This is a genomic window from Sphingobacterium ginsenosidimutans (assembly GCF_039536865.1).
GTDB lineage: Bacteria > Bacteroidota > Bacteroidia > Sphingobacteriales > Sphingobacteriaceae > Sphingobacterium > Sphingobacterium detergens.
In genome coordinates this window covers 231,341-249,800 of sequence record NZ_BAAAZK010000009.1, presented here as the reverse complement: position 1 = coordinate 249,800, position 18,460 = coordinate 231,341, and the positions used below count along the sequence as shown (strand labels likewise).

Here is an 18,460-nt window from a genome sequence, read left to right as displayed (position 1 = left end):
GCGGACAACGATCCGTCTTCTATTAAAGTTTTAAATAGATATTTATCTTTTTCAGTAAAATAGCATACCACAACATGGCGAAAGCCCATAGCAGCGAACCACCAACAGCAAGAAGCATGTTATCCGATTGCTTATAGAAAAACAAAGGAATCTGCAATCCCCAACAGATGAAATAAATTAAATCTGGCGCAAGATAGGTTGTCAAAGAATTCTTTCCGGCTTCCTCGAAAACGAATATTCCTTTATGGTATTTCCGGATATCTATTACATAGTAGATAACAAGCAGTAAGAGCAGGCTGATGCCACAACAGAGCAATGCCCAGCTTGGCGTACCGTGAATTTTGGATAATATAAACCAGGGGCGCAGCGCAAACCCACCCAGTAACCAAAGTATTCCAATAATCAGCATCCAACGTAAAAGTAGCTTAGGTGTAGCAGCATACCGTTTTATCAAGATGCCAATGATTGTTCCGGCCAATACAATGCAAGGTACATTACCCGATAACAGCACATTCAGGTAGTTCCCGATGATCGGAATATGCAATTTGAATGCTGTTTGAGACAGAATATTTAGGACAAGAAACAGCAGCCAAAAGCATACTACAATGGAGAGCCTTCCCCGACTTAACACAAAAGTAGTAGCAGCAGCAAAATAACCCCAGCCGATTAAGCCCAAGATTCCCCACCAACCGATCTCCAAGCCTTTACCCTCTGCAGCTTTAAAACAGTAAACCAAATAACAGATCCCCAATACCCCGACCAGGCGCATCCCTTTAAATAAGGTCTGACTGCCGGCAGTAGTAGGATACCTATTCCAGATCAGAAATACGCAGAGATACAACAATCCTAGCCACCAAAAACCAGACATACCCGTCAATGAAGCATCCACACGTCCACCGTTCAGAATCAAGACACCAATCAGGATTAAACTCGCGGTACGGGTGACAATATGCGCAAAAATCAGACGAGGAGATTCTCCCAGCTTCTCCCGGGCAGCGACAGCATATGGTACAGCCATGCCCACCATAAAAAGAAATCCCGGAAAAACCCAATCTGCCAGCCCCATACCGTCGACATCCGCTTTGGTATGCAGCAGCCATTCTGGGACACCGGGCGCAAATAAATCGTTGACAAATAACATGAGAAATAGAGTCATACCCCGCATGACATCCATTGAGCGAATTCGAATTAATTGTTTAGGTTGTTGTTGATCCATAATGATACGATAAATCCAAAGCAAATCAGCTGTCATAGCCCAAAACGTCCCGTTTACCCAATTCTGCCACAGACGACTCAGCTACTTTAAGGAATTGTAAAATGCAGGACTCGGTCGCTTAAAATACGCCTACGCGATTCCGTTCGCATTCAGGTTTATAATTTTTAGCAAACAGAACAACTATTTGCTTACCCTAAGATGAGCATATTATATCATATTCAAGAGAAATAATTGTTCAAATTAGTGTAATTTTTGCTTTTATCATACAAGTTTCCTGGAATTATGCCTTCATCTCACAACATTTTGAAAAGCGCATTGCCCACGTTACGTTTCGTGTAGCCTCTTTTTACCAGCGGATAAGAAATGGCGTGGAATCCGGTGTTAAATATATGCTGTTATATAAAAACAATCACCTCATCACAAAAAGCTGCAACCAAATAAACAGAGGAAAAAATTGATCAAAAAGCATCAACTATAGTGTAAAACTAATATTTTTGACGTTAGTTCTAAAACAACATATAACATGAGCCAGTTAGTATTTCGTGACGCCAGACAAGAAGATTTACCTCGTATCGTAGCCATATACAATACCACCATTGCTTCGAGAATGGTCACAGCAGACACCAGTCCTGTAACCGTAGAAAGCAGACAGAAATGGTTTGATGAACACAGCCCGTCAACGAGACCATTATGGTTGGTAGAGGAACAAAATAATATCCTCGGCTGGGTCAGCTTCCAGTCTTTTTATGGTCGCCCAGCATACGATGCCACAGTAGAGATCAGCATCTACCTGGATGAACAACAGCGAGGCCGGGGACTGGGCAAGCAAATTCTCCAATACTGCATAGACAAAGCCCCCAGCCTTGGTGTACATACCTTATTGGGTTTCATCTTTGCGCATAATGTACCTAGCATCACCTTATTTGAAAAAATGGGATTCCAGGAATGGGCCAACCTGCCCAATATTGCTACGCTAGATGGGGTAGAACGAAGTTTAAAGATATTGGGAAAAAGGCTAAGTTAAGTAACACAACTGGCTTCCAAGGAAAAAGTCATTAGCTTTAAGTAATTATTTTACACTCTTAATTTACAATTATGACTCAACGACTACAATTAATGTTAATATTCACCCTTTCTATGTTGTTTTGGATCAATATTGCCACTGCACAAGATCCAGAACGGATAAAGACCATCACAATTTCCGCAGATTCCACCTATACAAAAGTCGTACAAGCACTTCAAGAAAGTGGCTACTATATTGCTCAATTAGACCGTTCTTCAGGTTTTATTCAAACCAGTGTATCGCTTAAAAGCAAATCAATATTTGGTCGTGATGGTGATAAAAGAATCTTCAATTTTCTAGTCGTCCCGCTTCCAGATCGAAGGTCCAAAATCATTCTCAATATCTTTCTGTTCGAACGCCTTCAAGCCGGAAGCGGTAATTCCGGAAATTATTACTACGATGACAAGGGCCTTGTCCAGGATGATAAAATCTATCAGCAGATCTGGGATAAAATTTTGCCACAGCTGTAATAAAGCATGTATTGCATGCACCTAGAATAAAAATAGAACTAAAAGACAATAAATTTGTATTATTTTGGTGGTGAAATATTTTTTGCAATATTGCGCGATATCTAATTGATCAAAGCCAATGCGTGTAACTAAAAAAAACAAACTTTTTTCATTCGTTATTATAGTTATTGTTCTTGGCATTATTGCATTTCCAATTTTCCATATTCTTAGAACAAAATGGGGCGAAACAGACATCCACAGGACACTTCCGCCTCATTATGTGGATGATGCCAGTACCTTAAACCCAACCAAAGTCGACACCATCATTGCCATTCCAAAAGACAGGTCAGCAATCGAAAATCAATTGCGGCAAATTCTGCAGTATGCAAATGCCAAGGGCTTAAAAATCTCCGTCGCAGGGGCGCGTCACAGTATGGGTGGTCATACGATGTATCCCGATGGAGTTGTACTCAATATGCTCCCATACAACCACATGGAGCTGGATACGGTAAACAATGTACTGACAGTCGGTTCGGGAGCACTTTGGTCAGATGCTATTCACTATTTAGATCATTATGGCAAATCAATTGCGGTGATGCAAGCATTTAGTTCTTTTTCTATTGGAGGCTCGCTCAGTGTAAATGGACATGGATGGCAAAAAAATTCGCCACCTTTAGCATCCAGTGTACTTTCCTTTACATTAATGAATGCCAAAGGTCAGGTGCTCCTTTGCAGTAGGAAAGAAAATAGCGAACTTTTCCATCATGTGATTGGTGGATATGGCTTATTTGGTATTATACTCGACGTGAAACTTAAAGTCGTCAATAATCAATCTCTAAAATTTCATTACATCAATTTAGCACCCGAAAATTACACGAAATACTATAAAAAATATATTCTTGACAATCCGAAGGTCGATCTAGTTTTTGGTCGGTTACGCGTCTCTAACAAGAATTTTCTAGCGGAGGCTACGCTCAACTATTTTGAGCAGACGGCAGAACAACCGATACAGCTGGCTCAACAGAGCAAGAAAATGGAAGAAACCAAGAGACTCATATTTCGGGGCAGCGTCAATAACGAATATGGAAAGCGGCTCCGCTGGGACCTTGAGACATCCTCCGCTATTCCGGCAAGGCATCTTACCTTCACCAGAAATGAGATCATGGATAGCCAAGTCTCTTTGATTGAAAATAAAGATACCGCATCGACAGATCTGCTCCACGAATATTTTATTCCTGAACGAAATTTCATGAAATTCATTCAGGATATAAAACCTATTTTATTAAAATCAAAGCTAGATCTACTAAATATTACGATCCGTGCGGTCAATCGGGACGATGATGCTTACCTAAATTATGCACAGGAAGATGTTTTCGGTTTCGTACTGCTGTTTAATCAGAAAAAAACAGCACAGCAAGAAGCCGAGATGCAGACACTCACAGATCTTTTGGTTGATGCAACCATTAAAAATGAAGGAACCTATTATCTTCCTTATCGTTTACACATCACAAAAGACAAAATGAGGAAAGTCTATCCACAAGCAGACAGTTTTTTCAGGACCAAAACAAAATACGACCCGTCGGAACTCTTCAACAACAAATTTTATAGGCACTATAAATAACCGCCGGGTATTGAGCTATATTGATATTGTCAGCAATGGAACATCGAGGCCAGAGGCCATCATCCGTGTTTTGCTGCGATGTGTCAACGAGCTCCAGAAACCATATTTATAAGGAATCATGACCAATAGGTCCGTATGGCTTTCTTTGACCTCATCACGAATAGCTTTCACCACTTCATTTGAAGTTACATTTTTATAGTAATAGCTGACGATCCCCATCACATCGTTGATGGCTTCGCGGGTAGCACTACCTTTTTCCTCGTTTAGTTGTTCGACGGTTTTACGGATATTGAGCACCTCTAGGACAGCATTAAAGTCAGTTGCAAAATCTTTAACTTTTTCTAGGATCTCTTTTTGGACACCACGAACGATGTCGCAGGCAAAGAGAATATGTTTTAGTCCGGTGAATTGTGCTCCCAAGGGTACAGAGAGAATAGGAATTTTTAGCCTACTGATGGCTGCGGTCGTTGTATTGCCCAACATGTCCTGGTCAAACGACCGTTTGGCCATTCCCATGACCAGTAGATCGGCACCGGTTTCCTGAATACATTTTGTAATCTGATCATAGAACAAACCAGTAGCCAGATAAGGGACGGCGGGCACCCCACTCTTCTGGGTAATAGCCTCCGCTTTATGTTTTAAAATCTTGTTTTGATGTTCAAAAATTTTGAACATAGAATCGGGAGAAAGACGTGCATTCATCGCATGGATGGAAGGGTTCTGGAGAGAAAATAAGACAATCTCATATTCTTTACCTGCAAAAACTTCCAGTATAAAATTCAAGGCATGTTCTGCCTCTTCAGCATAGTCTGTAGCAACAATAATCCGTTTCATATGATCCGATTTAATACGATTAAACAATTCCTTATTAATACGATCAAGTTACCGAAAAATAATAAATCTATCAACCGGACAATTGTCTCAGCATCGTCAATTTTCTCCCGATTTTCCAGCTATTTTGAATAGCTATCTTTTACAAAAGAAGCCTTTTTCAGGTAGTCGATACTTTGCTCAAGGCCTGTGTAAATATCATTGCGTGTATCTTCCAGTTCAACGAACAGATATTTCAGTCCACCTGTTTTAGCATTGTTAAAGATCGCATCAAATCCAACCATTCCACTTTGACCGATTTCACGGTGGTCTTTGATATGTAAAGCTTTAAATCTGCCTGCGTACTTGTTGAAATAATCCACAGGGCTTACATCTCCGATTACTGCCCAGTAAACATCCATTTCAAAAAACACATTTTCAGGATTGGTATGCTCCAACATGTAATCGAACATCACTTTATCCTCTACCTTTTTAAATTCGTGTGCATGGTTGTGGTATCCATACAATATTCCCTGTTGGCGGCATTTTGCACCCACAGCATCCAAATAGCGGCATTGCGTTTCAAGATCTTTGAGCGTCTTAGGCACATCCATCCAAGGTGTTACAATGTATTTCATACCGGCAGCTTTGTGGGCAGCGATACATTCGTCCCACCATTTTAGGGATTCGGAGAAATCTCCAGATGCAAGTTCCTGTGCAGACAATGTTTTTGTCGCATGGGAAGACAATACCTTCATTCCTGTTTTTTCCACTTTGGCTTTAAATTCCTGTGGGCTCAGGTTGTACAGTTTACCCTCTTTATAACCAGCAGCTTCCACTCCAGTATAACCAAGCGCCGCGATCTTTTGTAGAATTTGATCGAAATTCGGGTTCTTGCTGATTTCTTCACGTACAGAGTATAACTGTAGACCAATTTCTTTTTTTGCGGCTTTTTGTTGCGCAAAAGTCGGATTGATGGCCAATAGCATACAGCCAGCCATTAAAGATCCGATGAGTGTTCTTCTTTTCATGAGTTTTATTTATTCTATAGACCTATCCAACACGAAAGACTATTGTAAACATCAGTTTACGGGTTGTTTAGGTTTATTCGTGTTAAGTGCAGCTGCAATGTATGCAAATCCATTAAAAAACACAACGTTTTGGTTTTTTATTTATTCACATCCTCAGGTTTTTGAAGGTTAGCAGCAGGCTTCTTTCAACTCAAAAATCGAACATTTTAAACGATTTGCAGCTCAAACTTGTTCTATTGGCAGAGACAATAATTAAAAAGATGGAAAATCAATTCAACACCCCAGAACATAGCAATGAGAAGCAGGAGGAAAAATTACCTCCGATAGCCGTTGAAGAAAAAGATGATGCACCTGCTGGTCGCAATATCAAACGAACGATAATTATTGCCGTTTGTGTGCTGATTGTATTTTATTTGATCTATTATTTTATGAGTTCACATTAAATATGGAGCAGTCCATTGGTCATGAAATAAAGAGCTATCCAATCAGAATATTTCAGTTTTATCAGCCCGGAGTCTGATAAAACTGAAACAATTATTCAACAATAACGTTAATTCCCACCATTTTAGCTTTGTATTTAATCTTTTCGATGAGGCCATAATAGCTCCAGTTGCGCAATAAAAATTCATCATCTTTGGCCAGTTCCTCTTTATTCGATTGATTGACTAATAAAAGTGTTCCGGCTTGCGTTTTGACACATAGTTCAATCAATCGCCGGCTATATAAGTGGAGTTTACTGTCCACATAATTTTTCTCTTTATCGTTATAATGTTCCAGGCTTTTCATTTTCCGTTTTCTTCCGCGTCCACCTTTATTGAAAGCTGAGGCCTTTTGCAATCTATGGCGGGCGGCCTGAATAGCCATCCGTCGGTAGAGGAACTCCTCTTTGTTACCGATCTGAAAGGACTCTTTACCTACGATAACCGAGATGGGGTGTTCAATTGCCAGTGAAGCTTCTGCAATTACATGTTCTTTCAGTTCTTGGATTTTCTTTGGAAGTTCGAGCGCCAGCAGCAGGAATATTTTGCCTTTGACAATATTAATTGCGCTGCTACAGACTTTAATCTGGCCCACCAGTGCCCGTTGCAGTAGCACCCTTTTGTCCGATCGGTCTTTGCCGAGGTAGGTCCGAAATGGTATTTTGAATAGTGTGAATCTAAAATCTCTATTATTCTCATCTTTGCTGAAATTAACCTGTTTACCAGAAAAAGGGATCGGCATATCTTTTTTATAGTTACGGAGAGACTTCTCCCCCTTCCAATAAGCCAGGCGATCTGCCTGAAAATATTTTATTAAGGCCGTATTTATATGCGACAAGATATCCGTTGGAATCCGTCCTTTGAAGTAAGCGGATAGCAGGCGATAGGTGGTATTCATGCGGGAAGTATTGAGTATCCCCGCCTCATCTTTGGCATGATCTGCCAATTTCAATTTGACATCCTCTTTCAGGTAAATCAGATCTTTCAGATTTTCCTGCACATATTGATGCGAGATGACCATATTGGCACCACGGAAAACGACATCCTGCCATTCAAAGAGTTGTTTAAAATATTCAGATCGTTTTTCCTTGTCATCGCAGTCCACGAATACCTGAATTTTGCGGGTCAATACCATTGTATCGGTAGCCATATCTTTTGTTTATTTGGTTATGCTGTTTTCTTTGGAACCTTAATTTTTGCATGTGCATTGATAAATAATTTCCGCACCTGTCCACCATCCAATTGCAGCGCTTCGGAAATCTGATCAAATGAATACTGCAGTTCGTAACGCATGCGGAATATCTCCGCTTCTTCGGCTGTCATTTCGTTGTTTAATTTAAATTCAGCGGGTTTGGCTATCAACTGCATTTTCTCTTGGTTATTAAAGATGGAGCGAAGGAGTTCTATGGTTTTCTCTACACGGAGGCTGACTTCATAATCCGATATTCCCCCCATGTGGTAAGCGATACGTTCATAGTTAAAACTATATTTAAGACAGAGTCGAATGAAGAGCTGTTGATCGTTGTTGAGGTTGGGCAGGATTTGGTTGAGCTGTTTTAGTTGCTCTTTTTTCTCCAGTTCCAGTTGTTCGAGGTAGAGGATATCCACTTCGGGCTCCTCTTCGAGTTCATAGCCCAGCAGAAACTCCTGATAATCTTCGATACCATCCAATCGAAGGAGGCTACGGTGGAACCTATTGCGTGATTTTTGGAAGAAGGCGTTTATGGCGGATTTAACCTGAGATTTTAGGAATTCGAACAGTTCGGTTTCGGAATTCACATTTTCACGGAATAGCCAGAGTCTGAGAAAGGCTTCCTGAGCAATACTTTCTCCGGTACATTCGTCATCTGTTGCACGGTGGGCACGAAAGCGGAAGTAGTCGTAGAATCTTTGATAGAAGAATTTCAGCCCATTTTCATTGCCATTATGAAGGCATTGGAGCGCATTTTTTGCGTCCTCATTACGTACAAGAAGTTTCATAATTAGTTTATATAGTTAGTAAAAATCACTTACCAACGCCCCAGTAATTCTGGCGGATTTTGTGGGGACTGGAGCGAGGTAAGTTTATCGCATGGTATGGTAAAAGCTTATTGGTATTGAGAATGGGAAGATTGCGAAGAAAATGTCTTTTATTTCTGCTTCGATATAACGAAGGGGCCAGACGAACTTCTAAGCTCGTTATTCATACCCTACATTTCATAGCTTCCAACAACCTACCCAACCCTATCTCTCTGTAAAACAAGATATAAATCAGCTTCTATTCAAAAAATCAGTTGTTAGGATACATAATATCTTTTTTAAATAAGGATATTTAGTGAGTCATACTTAGTTCACCCCTACGGCATAACAAGATGCCTCAATATAATTTTATCATTGATTTTGGAAAATATCGTTGTTATACATCAGGTCAAATCGTAGTAGACTTATTAACTTTAACAACCAGATCAAAAGAAACGAAAAAGTGCCTTTAGTCGTTTACACCCTAATTTTATCGTCTTTTACAACTATGATATTTAGCCACTCGGCTCTGGGTGATTGTAAATGAACTATAAGTAGAGATACATCGTTAATCAAGGCGTTGTAGATACCTTACATTTCATAGCAACTAACAACAAGTTCAAAGTTATTGTAGAGAGCTAATTGGTTGCAGATACCCCAAATTCATAGCATCTAACAACTTTCGAAATGGCATCGCCAGAGCTACACGGTTGTAGATACCCTACATTTCATAGCACTTAACAATCTACCAAACCCTATCTCACTATATAAACCAAACTACAAATAATCCAGTTGTTAGGATACATAATATCTTTATTAAAAAAGGGTATTTAGTGAGTCGCCTTTTGCGCTCACCCTACGGCTTAACAAGAAGCCTCATCTCATAATCGAACCGATCATCAAGAATCTGATCAGTCTATATTTTTAATCCTCCTTATTTCAATACCAATAAGTCAAAGAACGTTCACATTATTTACACAAACCCATACCGTAAAATAATACATTATTTTTGCGCAAAATAAAATATAAACAAACTCAAAAACAGAGTCCATTTCAATCTTTCAAATAATTTACTTTTTTTATTCATCCTATGCTCTGAGCGGCAGTTACAAGTCAATAATAGAATTTATCAATATAGGATACAAGCTATAGGTCTATAAAATCGAATTCAATTTTATTCTGGAGACTTTACGATATTTTTATGCTTTAGTTTTCTCATTTATTAGATTTTAATCACTCAACAACAATTGTCCCTATTTAATGGAACATCGCTGTTATTCATATTTAGTTATCGGCTATCGTTAATACAAATATAATTTTTTAAAATTATATACACAAATATATTTATTAAATTAAATACATTTTTTGCGCAAATATATTATCATAAATATTTATAATATGATACAAATAGGTCTAGATCCTATCCAAAAACAGATCCCAGACAGCCAAATTACCGCCAATCAAGTTTTGAAAATACAAGAGAATAGTTTTCAGAACCTATAAAATTGAGACCTATTACTATTCAATAAATTGGTTTTAACTCGGTTCCATGTCGTTCCCTACCCAAAAGATCTTATCCCGCAAAAATGGCAAATTCCAGTCTTCGCTATAGATCGTATTTTCAAATTCTGCAGACCAGCCATCAGTAACAACATCTTTGTACCCTTTTTCTTTCCGGATAACGATATATTTTCCGGTAATGAAATTGATAGATTTTGTAATAAAGAAGGCGTCTTTCCGATAACTCAGATCATAGCCTATGATTTGAATCCTGCGGTTTTCGACATTAAATCGATATTTTATTCTTTCAACCAAATCTTTCCTCTCTCCGGATATATTCGGGACGGACTTCTGATCCGGATATTCAACTCTTATTTCAAGAATCTTATTGTTTATGAATTTAAAAAACGTCCAATAATCGACACCCTTCCTATTATATAAAACACTATTATTCAGAATATTTATATTGACTTCTCTTTTTATCGCGGATAAATTAGCTAAAAGAAAAGATTGTACGATTTCATCTTCATTTTTTACGATTTTGAAATGATCAGGAATAGTATCATCATCAAACTTCGATGATAAGCTGCCTGCGATTTCCTCATCCTTTATTCTTTCTTCATCCGTTTCTATTTTTACATTACCGCTATCCTTTTGAACTTGTCTGTTTCCGGCTTCCAGCGTTTTTTGCGCTCCGTTCGCGGTTATTTTTTGCACGCTGTTTTCACAGGACTGTACAATAAAAACCAGGAACAGCAATAGGCATATATTTTTCATTCTTTCTTCTATTGGATAGTTTATTAAATCGTATATCAACTCATCAATATTTCTTATTTTTTGTATTCAAAGCATAAATCTGTTTTAAATCTAGTTCTTTTCCTAGTATCAATAAACCCCATTTTTATATTCGACAGCCCCTATTTATAATTCGTTTTAAAAGAATATTCATTCGATATGCTAAGATACCCTTAACATGTCTCCTATTTATAAACAAATGAAGGCATTGCATTTATGGATATGATATTATGACGACTATATAACATGAAGCCCATAACTAAAAATTTTGTATTTTACTCCTATGACGTCTTCACTTATTCAAGTTGGAATCCCGGAAATACTGTCCACACAGTTGGAATTGACAGAACCATTCTACTTCATTATTTTGATGGAACAAGAACTTCATTTTTCGATAGACCTGGTGCCTTATCGATCTGCTGCGAAAAGCATTTTATTTCTATCTCCTTTTCAACTGTTTTCAGTTCAAGAAAAATTACCTGACCATACGAAGGTTTTAAAATTTCATGGCGATTTCTATTGCATTGAGTATCATAAGGACGAGGTAGCTTGTAATGGTTTATTATTCAACAACATCTACCAGCAACCACATGTCGCATTGACACCAGAGGCTTTCCAGGAGATTACGGCGGTCATAGACAAAATAGATCATTTAAAATATTCACACGCTTCCTTTGACCAAGCTATTACAAAGACTTATCTGCAGCTCATCCTTGCCATTGCAAGCAAGCAGAAAATATTGACCAATAAACTATCCTTGCCAACCACATCACGCAAAGACCCTATCGATGGTTTTGAACAACTTTTGGAGAATGAGTACAAAACACATAAAAGTGTATCTTTTTATGCAGCATATTACAATCTGAGTTCAACCGCTTTCACAAAAAAAGTGAAACAGAAATGGGGCAAATCCCCCTCCACACTTATTCAAGAACGTATTGTGCTCGAAAGCAAAAGGCTTCTCCACTTGACCCCAAAGAGCATCAAAGAAATTTCAGCCGAACTACAGTACCTGGATGAATTTTATTTCAGTAGGTTTTTCAAAAAGATGACTGGTGTATCCCCTAAGGTCTTTCGCGAAGAGGTTGGACTCTCCATTGTTGCTAAAAAGTCTATGTTATAACCTCATTTGTCCATGTTTTGACTACCTCATCCTATCTAATTTTGCTGTATCCTTTCAAACAAAGTAAGATGGAAAAAATAGTAAACATGCTCGCCACAAGCCAAAACAGCTTTATCAATTTTGCCCGCATCGCGATATTTATCGTTATGGCCTGGATAGGTTGTTTAAAAGTGTATCAATATGAAGCGGATGGTATCGTACCATTTGTCATCAATAGCCCCTTTATGAATTTCTTTTACCACAACACCGGAAAATATGCCGAGGATAAAAATGGAAAACTGGTTCCCGAATATCAGCTATTCAAAAATCCAGAAGGTCTGATGGTGAAGAAAAATATGATCTGGCATCAGCAAAATGGGACATATACCTTTGCTTATCTGTTGGGTTTTGTGATTGTTGTCATCGGTTCGATGACTTTATTGGGAATCTGGTTTCCAAAAATAGGTTTATGGGGCGCCATTTTTACGATAGGGATGTCCATCGTGACACTAACATTTCTCATAACCACACCTGAGACCTTTGTACCAAAACTAGATGGCGATTTACCTTCGCCAAACGTTGGCTTCCCTTACCTATCCGCAGCAGGCCGTTTGGTATTAAAAGATGTTATTATGCTAGCAACAGGGCTGCTCATTGCTTCCGATAGCGCCAAGCGCATACTGGCCAATAAATCCACTGTCTAACTTGATGGTTCTTGCGCAAAAGGAACACTTGGATACGAAAAATAGAGAGATTATAAAAATTACCAAAAGTAGAAAAAAGTAACTTACCTCAGCCTTGGAAGAACTTCGACAGATTCTTATGGGGGTCCAAGGCTGGGTAAGTCGGCTGCGCGTGCTACTTTTTTTACTTTTTCAAGCTACTTACCTCGGCTCCGATAAAAATTTGACGGGATATTTGTGTTTTGAGACCTGGTAAGCCCGTATGCAATCAAGCAGTACAATTTTTACTTTTCTTTACGCAACTTACCGCAGCCTCGGCGGAACTTGACGGATTCTTTTGAAAACCGAAGCTGGGTAAGTCGACTTTTACTTTATTTATTTTTCATTGGTATGCGCTAGATTATCTCTAGAACATGGATATAGGGCTATTTTGCAATTTTTTAAACACATTGATAAAAAGAAAACACAACCTCAATAAAGTATCAATAAAGGAATAAATATTTAATAAAAATACATATTAAGAACTAAAAGATTAAATAATATACATAAAAATCAATTGCAACATCAAATATTCTTTTAATGACATGTTATAACGAATATAGAGAAAAAAAATATAATTGCAAATTTTTAAACAAAATAATAATCCATTTTTTGCACAAATTGTTATTCAATTCGTTACATGACGGACGATAACAAACACAGACTGGAACGGATTGGTTTACGCTTTCGTACAAAGCGTAATGAACTCTATTATTCTTTGAGAGATGTATCAAACCTGACAGGCATTTCCACAGGAACCTTAAATGGTATCGAGAAGGGGCGAGATCTCACTATGACCAACTTTCTCCTACTCTGTCATAGCCTTGAAATCCAACCCAAAGTTTTCTTTCAGGATGATATTACCTTTAATCCACCTTATTCACTCTCCCCCGACGTACAAGAAAGAATATCGATCAATAAGAAACTAGATCAACTGGTTTATCACTCCAATTTCTTTCATCGTCCCAAACGCGTCGCGGAGGTTCTAAATGAATTGGAAATTGACAAAAGTCAAAGCAACAAGTTCTCTGTATATCTTTCCGCTTATTGCGAAGAAGGTGCACTTGAATTTGAACAACAAGGCAACTATAAAGAATACTGGAAGAAAAGTGATACTACTTCGAAAATTCCCGAAAACGATTAGCCCTTTTGAATGTGCCCAGATCATTGAATCGAACGCCGTACTTTTTCAGGACTTCCTGTGCTTTCTTACGACCAATATGACGTACATAAAAGGTTTCATTGACGACAAAGTGATGAATACTATGTGTCCAGCCAAAAAAGAAACAGAATAATTGCATCGGGTATGTCCACCAGATATTGAGAACCTGTGTCTGCTCAATCACATTCCCCTCCTCCACATCACCGAAATAATGCATATTGGAAGTGATAAAATGCAAACAAAACTGCCGCAGCAAATTAGGTAAGAGGATCGTATAAATAATCACATTTAGACTTATCAACATGTTATCCACATAGTGTGGAAAACTCAAATCCACCACAGAACGTCCATTCAACCAATCCAATAGCGCGTCCGCAAAGAAAAAATATAAGATAACATGTGCAAAAATTGTCACAGGTACAATACTCAGAAACATGATCTGTTTCAATTTTGATGATGTCTCCACTTTCAGGTTTCCATTCTTGACTTCCCGATCCATATCACTAAACATACGATGTAAACGTAGCAGTCCACCCAAAACAACATCGGGCGTTGTCAACAGCCGTTTTATGGTCCAAGGTTCACCATTGGTCACACTGCGCTCCTCCACATCGTGTAATGTCCCCGAAAATTTGTGATGATGATGGTGTAAGGTCCGTCGGATCCAAGGGTTGACTGTCAGCGGACGTAAGATCCAAACCGTGAAAAGCATAAAATGGTGTACAGTCTTCTGCTTCTTAAAATAAAGCCAATGAATAAGATCATGCTCGATTTCATGAAGAATCCCCATAAAAAAAGCGTTCGCAACAATCATAAGCCAGGTCGGAACAAGCGTTTTGTACCAGCCTATCGATACGGCAAGGATAGCGACAATAGCAATTAAAAATATAACCAATCCGATACTATTTTGAAGTTTTAATATGGGATAAGCCCCTTTAAGCTGTTGATAGGATAAATTTATCTCCTTTCTGATCTGACTCGACTTTTGTTGATGTGTCAATGTAATGTGATTTTAAATACAAAAATACAGTTTTTTTACCGGACATCACTGCAGCTCTTTCCGTTAGAATGTGGATGACTGCAAGATATTTATCACATTTTTAAAAAAATCTGTAACATAATTTCCAACGCCAATACTAATTTGAAAAATAAACATATTAAACTAGACCATTATGGAAAAGCGATCTATTTACAATTGGAAAAACAATTTATTGGGAAATAAATCAAAATTATATAACAATGCTACCCTGATCGGCTCATTGGAATCCAATGACTGGACACTAGATGCCAATGTCTCTATCCGCTCAGATCAATATAGTTTTAAAAATAAAGGTCTTTTCAACCCATATACTGAAATACGCAATAAGCAGGGTGAACTGATCGGTGATATCGAATACAACAATTGGACAGGAGGGGCAACCATTAGTCTAATTGACAAAAAATACAAATGGAGTAAACTGAATATGTGGATGTTGGCCTGGAAAATCGAAGATGAACAAGGACAAATTGTCGAAGTAAGTCCTTCTGTCATGGGTACTGGCGGAACAATAGAAAGCATTGAAAACAGTGAGCTATTACTATCGATCAGTCTTTATCTTCAAAAAAGAGTCGCGGTGATGTATTCAATGGTTGCACTTATTCCCATCTTCGCGCTACTCCTATTTTAATCCATCTCAACGATATTCATTACGATTTCATATCTCATAAAACAGGCGAAATGCCTGTTTTTTTTGTACTAATCACAGGCCGAAGGCCTCCCCCATTCAATACTAAAACTGGTCTTCAACTAGGGTTCAACTAGGGATCTAACTTTCATTTAATAGGGACTTCATACGGACCTCATTCGGACTTCACTCGGACCTCATTCGGATGAAAACGTATAATCTCCCTGTTATATACCTGTTTTATATCTATTAATTTACAACAAATGTACTATTTGAGGCAAACTTTACCACTACTTGTTTGTTAAAAGAATCAAACCAATTATAAAAGAATTTATGGCACGAGTAAATAACGGAGCAAACGGCGCTCCATCCGGAAAGGTTGGCGCTGTCGTATTTTGCAAATGGAAGGATATCAACTATGTACGTTCGCTTCCTAAAGTCAAGAAAAGAAGGAAACTATCTGATAGAGAGAACGAAAACAGGGGTAAATTTGCTTTTACACAAACTTTTCTGGGTCAGTTCACAAAATTTTTCCGTTTAGGTTTTCAGCGATATAAAGATAATATGACCGCATTTAATGCGGCGATGTCCTATCATCTTGAACATGCTATCCTCATGGCTGCACAGGGACCTGCGATCAATTATGAAAAATTTGCGATCAGTAGAGGACTGGAAGATATTATCGTTTCCACATCTACCGAGATACTAAGCGGCAAGCTCGAAATCAAATGGGAGCTCAAACTGACCAAGGAATTGCTGCACCATGAGCTTAGTGACTTTAGAAGCATGGTACTCCTATTGCCTGAGGATCCGAAAAACCATGCCACTGGAGTATCATTGGGCAACTCTATCGAATATCGATCCCAATTGATTGATCTACCGAAGGTCAGTGAAAGCTCAATTTTTCATCTCTATCTGGGTTTTGCTGCAGCAGATGGCAGCAATCGTAGCATGAACAGCGTTTATCTGGGTATCGTAACAGTAGAGAAAGAATGATGGAACTTTATGCCAAATACCCTATGACGATAAACAGAATTACTATTCTCGTTTCGTCGTAAATGACTCATAGCTTTTCTGTATATAAAGGTACAGATCATACGTATTCCAGGATTGTACCTGCTCAAAAGATGGCCTGTAGGCTTCCATAAAAGGCGTAATATCCTCGTCTTTTATGGAAGTACTCATTTTAACAGCATTTCTATTAAAGACACTGTCTATTTTGCTTTCCTTAATCACATGTTGAATATTCTTCTCCATTGCTCTCGCTCGTTTTCCATTCTTGCTAAAAAGTTCGTAGAAGAAAGTGATCGGTTTTCCGCCAAAGGGATTCAGTAGTGCGATAGGTGGCTTTCCGCCGTAATAGATGCCAGCTTTCTTGTTCTTCTCCTTTTCTATTTCTTTTAAATCATCGATCTCTTTGTTATGTCGGTTCCTTGTGATCACAATTTCATCAAGGACGATAGGGCGTTTCTTTAGAAAGACAGAATCCTTTAGCTTGTCTCCATAAACTAGCTTTGTTTCCCAGTGATCATGTCTAAATTCAATGGTATCACCTAATTTATAGTCAAAGACAAAATTTCCATACTCATCTGAAACAGTATGTTTTTTTGAACTCAAATTTAAAAGGTTAATCCCCCGGAGTAGCAAGGTTGTATCAGCCGACAAAATTGTCCCCCGGTATTCATTTCTCTTTTGGCCATAAACTGGCCATAAATAGCTAGATAAACTAATAATGAATAACAACAATAAAAACTTACCGGAGACGCTCATAACAAGACTATTATCGAAGCTGAAAAATTACCACAATCTATCAAATCATTTCAGTTTATAAAAACGCTTTAACACTATTTAGCTGTTTGCTGAATGTATTATCCAAATAGATTAAAGCCGACACGAGGTAATGTGTTTACAAAATATTAATTCACAATAAGATAACACAAACCTAACACAAAATCATTCCTCTTGTGTTTAACTTAGTAAGAATGAATGATATGGCTCTCAATCGTCTTATTTCTACTGTCCTTCTTGGTTTCAGTATCCTGTTATGGTCCTGCGGTAATACCGATCATACCATCAAAATGAAAGGTTCGGATACCGAAGTGAATCTTGCTGTTAATCTAGCCGAGGCGTACAATAAGACAGATCCGACATTCAGTATGGCTATCTCCGGTGGTGGGTCCGGACTTGGTATTACTTCCCTATTGAATGGGCAGGCAGATATCGCCAACTCATCGCGTCCTTTGACTGAAGAAGAACTGGCACTCTTCAAAAAGAAGAACATGCTCCTCAAAACCGTAGTCTTTGCCGAAGATGCCACCGCTTTTGTTGTTCACAGCGACAATCCGATCACAGAAATCGATGTGAAAACGCTTTCAAAAATCATGAGCGGTCAGGTCGAAAACTGGAAATCTGTTTCTGGACAGGATGTTCCGATCAATATCTATGGTAGACAAAGCAGTTCGGGAACCTATTCATTTATTCGCAAGAAGCTAAAAATAGCTTATAGCCAAAAGGCCAAAGAAATGACCGGAAATGCACAAATTCTGGAAGCCATCAAAATCGACAAGTCTGGCATCGGTTATGTCGGTGCCGGTTATATTTCCAAAAAGATTCAAGACAACAAGGGGATCAAAGTATTGAAAATTAAAAATGATGCAGATTCCAATGCCATATCGCCCTTAGATCCTACAGCAATAAAAAATAGATTATATTTTTTTCAACGTCCCCTCTATCAGTTTATTCCCGAAAAATCATGGGCCAAAGTGCTGTCATTTATCCAATTTGAAACCAAAGGAGAAGGGACCAAGATCATCGAAAACTCAGGTTATTACCTTATTCAATAAAATAA

The 18,460-nt window shown here is 38.4% G+C and carries 18 protein-coding genes; 10 read left to right on the top strand and 8 right to left on the bottom strand.

Features of this window, described 5'->3' with window-relative positions; translation table 11 throughout:
• Window positions 1-22: 22 nt before the first annotated feature.
• The gene (locus ABFX33_RS24445; RefSeq protein WP_346088825.1) at window positions 23-1,216 is read right to left on the bottom strand and encodes a DUF5009 domain-containing protein; all 1,194 of its coding nucleotides are present in this window, start codon (window positions 1,214-1,216) and stop codon (window positions 23-25) included.
• Between the two features lie 523 nt (window positions 1,217-1,739).
• On the opposite strand from ABFX33_RS24445, the gene ABFX33_RS24440 reads away from it, so the two are divergent.
• The 3 genes from ABFX33_RS24440 (at window position 1,740) to ABFX33_RS24430 (ending at window position 4,349) form a co-directional block, all read left to right on the top strand.
• Window positions 1,740-2,240, top strand: coding sequence for a GNAT family N-acetyltransferase (locus tag ABFX33_RS24440; protein WP_257087648.1), 501 nt, complete (start codon window positions 1,740-1,742; stop codon window positions 2,238-2,240).
• A gap of 71 nt (window positions 2,241-2,311) precedes the next feature.
• Window positions 2,312-2,749 (top strand): hypothetical protein, encoded by a 438-nt coding sequence (locus tag ABFX33_RS24435; protein ID WP_257087647.1) that lies wholly within the window; start codon window positions 2,312-2,314, stop codon window positions 2,747-2,749.
• Window positions 2,750-2,867: 118 nt separating this feature from the next.
• Window positions 2,868-4,349, top strand: coding sequence for an FAD-binding oxidoreductase (locus tag ABFX33_RS24430; RefSeq protein ID WP_346088823.1), 1,482 nt, complete (start codon window positions 2,868-2,870; stop codon window positions 4,347-4,349).
• A gap of 15 nt (window positions 4,350-4,364) precedes the next feature.
• Here ABFX33_RS24430 and ABFX33_RS24425 read toward each other — a convergent pair whose 3' ends face one another.
• The gene (locus ABFX33_RS24425; RefSeq protein ID WP_257087645.1) at window positions 4,365-5,183 is read right to left on the bottom strand and encodes a universal stress protein; all 819 of its coding nucleotides are present in this window, start codon (window positions 5,181-5,183) and stop codon (window positions 4,365-4,367) included.
• Between the two features lie 119 nt (window positions 5,184-5,302).
• The gene (locus tag ABFX33_RS24420; RefSeq protein ID WP_257087644.1) at window positions 5,303-6,190 is read right to left on the bottom strand and encodes a sugar phosphate isomerase/epimerase family protein; all 888 of its coding nucleotides are present in this window, start codon (window positions 6,188-6,190) and stop codon (window positions 5,303-5,305) included.
• A gap of 260 nt (window positions 6,191-6,450) precedes the next feature.
• Between ABFX33_RS24420 and ABFX33_RS24415 the strand changes: the two genes are divergently transcribed.
• Window positions 6,451-6,633, top strand: a complete 183-nt coding sequence (locus ABFX33_RS24415; RefSeq protein WP_147420488.1) for a hypothetical protein — start codon at window positions 6,451-6,453, stop codon at window positions 6,631-6,633.
• A 91-nt stretch (window positions 6,634-6,724) separates the two neighbouring features.
• Here ABFX33_RS24415 and ABFX33_RS24410 read toward each other — a convergent pair whose 3' ends face one another.
• The 3 genes from ABFX33_RS24410 to ABFX33_RS24400 all read right to left on the bottom strand — a co-directional run bounded on the left by ABFX33_RS24410 (window position 6,725) and on the right by ABFX33_RS24400 (window position 10,944).
• The gene (locus ABFX33_RS24410; protein WP_346088821.1) at window positions 6,725-7,819 is read right to left on the bottom strand and encodes a hypothetical protein; all 1,095 of its coding nucleotides are present in this window, start codon (window positions 7,817-7,819) and stop codon (window positions 6,725-6,727) included.
• A 17-nt stretch (window positions 7,820-7,836) separates the two neighbouring features.
• Window positions 7,837-8,649 carry an RNA polymerase sigma factor gene (locus ABFX33_RS24405; RefSeq protein ID WP_346088819.1) on the bottom strand — a complete coding sequence of 271 codons (813 nt, stop codon included), beginning with the start codon at window positions 8,647-8,649 and terminating at the stop codon, window positions 7,837-7,839.
• A 1,554-nt stretch (window positions 8,650-10,203) separates the two neighbouring features.
• A complete protein-coding gene (locus ABFX33_RS24400) occupies window positions 10,204-10,944 on the bottom strand; it encodes a hypothetical protein (protein WP_346088817.1) in 741 nt (246 codons plus the stop codon).
• 301 nt (window positions 10,945-11,245) lie between these two features.
• On the opposite strand from ABFX33_RS24400, the gene ABFX33_RS24395 reads away from it, so the two are divergent.
• The 3 genes from ABFX33_RS24395 (at window position 11,246) to ABFX33_RS24385 (ending at window position 13,930) form a co-directional block, all read left to right on the top strand.
• Entirely contained in the window at window positions 11,246-12,085 is an 840-nt protein-coding gene (locus ABFX33_RS24395) for a helix-turn-helix domain-containing protein (RefSeq protein WP_346088815.1), read from the top strand.
• Between the two features lie 68 nt (window positions 12,086-12,153).
• On the top strand, window positions 12,154-12,768 hold the full coding sequence (locus ABFX33_RS24390) for a YkgB family protein (RefSeq protein ID WP_257087636.1): 615 nt from the start codon (window positions 12,154-12,156) through the stop codon (window positions 12,766-12,768).
• 658 nt (window positions 12,769-13,426) lie between these two features.
• Window positions 13,427-13,930, top strand: coding sequence for a helix-turn-helix domain-containing protein (locus tag ABFX33_RS24385; RefSeq protein WP_346088813.1), 504 nt, complete (start codon window positions 13,427-13,429; stop codon window positions 13,928-13,930).
• Here the strand turns inward: ABFX33_RS24385 and ABFX33_RS24380 are convergent.
• Window positions 13,902-14,948: a fatty acid desaturase gene (locus ABFX33_RS24380; RefSeq protein WP_346088811.1), complete on the bottom strand. Its 1,047-nt coding sequence runs from the start codon at window positions 14,946-14,948 to the stop codon at window positions 13,902-13,904. The genes ABFX33_RS24385 and ABFX33_RS24380 overlap by 29 nt on opposite strands.
• Before the next feature lie 172 nt (window positions 14,949-15,120).
• Here ABFX33_RS24380 and ABFX33_RS24375 point away from each other — a divergent pair, with 172 nt between their 5' ends.
• A complete protein-coding gene (locus ABFX33_RS24375; protein WP_346088809.1) occupies window positions 15,121-15,615 on the top strand; it encodes a hypothetical protein in 495 nt (164 codons plus the stop codon).
• 330 nt (window positions 15,616-15,945) lie between these two features.
• Complete coding sequence (locus ABFX33_RS24370) at window positions 15,946-16,608, top strand: DUF6266 family protein (protein WP_257087630.1); 663 nt, start codon at window positions 15,946-15,948, stop codon at window positions 16,606-16,608.
• A gap of 42 nt (window positions 16,609-16,650) precedes the next feature.
• Here the strand turns inward: ABFX33_RS24370 and ABFX33_RS24365 are convergent, their stop codons facing one another.
• Window positions 16,651-17,229 carry a hypothetical protein gene (locus ABFX33_RS24365; RefSeq protein ID WP_257087629.1) on the bottom strand — a complete coding sequence of 193 codons (579 nt, stop codon included), beginning with the start codon at window positions 17,227-17,229 and terminating at the stop codon, window positions 16,651-16,653.
• A gap of 365 nt (window positions 17,230-17,594) precedes the next feature.
• Here ABFX33_RS24365 and ABFX33_RS24360 point away from each other — a divergent pair, with 365 nt between their 5' ends.
• Window positions 17,595-18,455: a PstS family phosphate ABC transporter substrate-binding protein gene (locus tag ABFX33_RS24360; RefSeq protein ID WP_257087628.1), complete on the top strand. Its 861-nt coding sequence runs from the start codon at window positions 17,595-17,597 to the stop codon at window positions 18,453-18,455.
• Window positions 18,456-18,460: the final 5 nt, after the last annotated feature.

Bases quoted from the DNA above. Each gene is read 5' to 3' on its own strand.
- ABFX33_RS24445 (WP_346088825.1), bottom strand. From the start codon at position 1,216: ATGGATCAACAACAACCTAAACAATTAATTCGAATTCGCTCAATGGAT.
- ABFX33_RS24440 (WP_257087648.1), top strand. From the start codon at position 1,740: ATGAGCCAGTTAGTATTTCGTGACGCCAGACAAGAAGATTTACCTCGT.
- ABFX33_RS24435 (WP_257087647.1), top strand. From the start codon at position 2,312: ATGACTCAACGACTACAATTAATGTTAATATTCACCCTTTCTATGTTG.
- ABFX33_RS24430 (WP_346088823.1), top strand. From the start codon at position 2,868: ATGCGTGTAACTAAAAAAAACAAACTTTTTTCATTCGTTATTATAGTT.
- ABFX33_RS24425 (WP_257087645.1), bottom strand. From the start codon at position 5,183: ATGAAACGGATTATTGTTGCTACAGACTATGCTGAAGAGGCAGAACAT.
- ABFX33_RS24420 (WP_257087644.1), bottom strand. From the start codon at position 6,190: ATGAAAAGAAGAACACTCATCGGATCTTTAATGGCTGGCTGTATGCTA.
- ABFX33_RS24415 (WP_147420488.1), top strand. From the start codon at position 6,451: ATGGAAAATCAATTCAACACCCCAGAACATAGCAATGAGAAGCAGGAG.
- ABFX33_RS24410 (WP_346088821.1), bottom strand. From the start codon at position 7,819: ATGGCTACCGATACAATGGTATTGACCCGCAAAATTCAGGTATTCGTG.
- ABFX33_RS24405 (WP_346088819.1), bottom strand. From the start codon at position 8,649: ATGAAACTTCTTGTACGTAATGAGGACGCAAAAAATGCGCTCCAATGC.
- ABFX33_RS24400 (WP_346088817.1), bottom strand. From the start codon at position 10,944: ATGAAAAATATATGCCTATTGCTGTTCCTGGTTTTTATTGTACAGTCC.
- ABFX33_RS24395 (WP_346088815.1), top strand. From the start codon at position 11,246: ATGACGTCTTCACTTATTCAAGTTGGAATCCCGGAAATACTGTCCACA.
- ABFX33_RS24390 (WP_257087636.1), top strand. From the start codon at position 12,154: ATGGAAAAAATAGTAAACATGCTCGCCACAAGCCAAAACAGCTTTATC.
- ABFX33_RS24385 (WP_346088813.1), top strand. From the start codon at position 13,427: ATGACGGACGATAACAAACACAGACTGGAACGGATTGGTTTACGCTTT.
- ABFX33_RS24375 (WP_346088809.1), top strand. From the start codon at position 15,121: ATGGAAAAGCGATCTATTTACAATTGGAAAAACAATTTATTGGGAAAT.
- ABFX33_RS24370 (WP_257087630.1), top strand. From the start codon at position 15,946: ATGGCACGAGTAAATAACGGAGCAAACGGCGCTCCATCCGGAAAGGTT.
- ABFX33_RS24360 (WP_257087628.1), top strand. From the start codon at position 17,595: ATGAATGATATGGCTCTCAATCGTCTTATTTCTACTGTCCTTCTTGGT.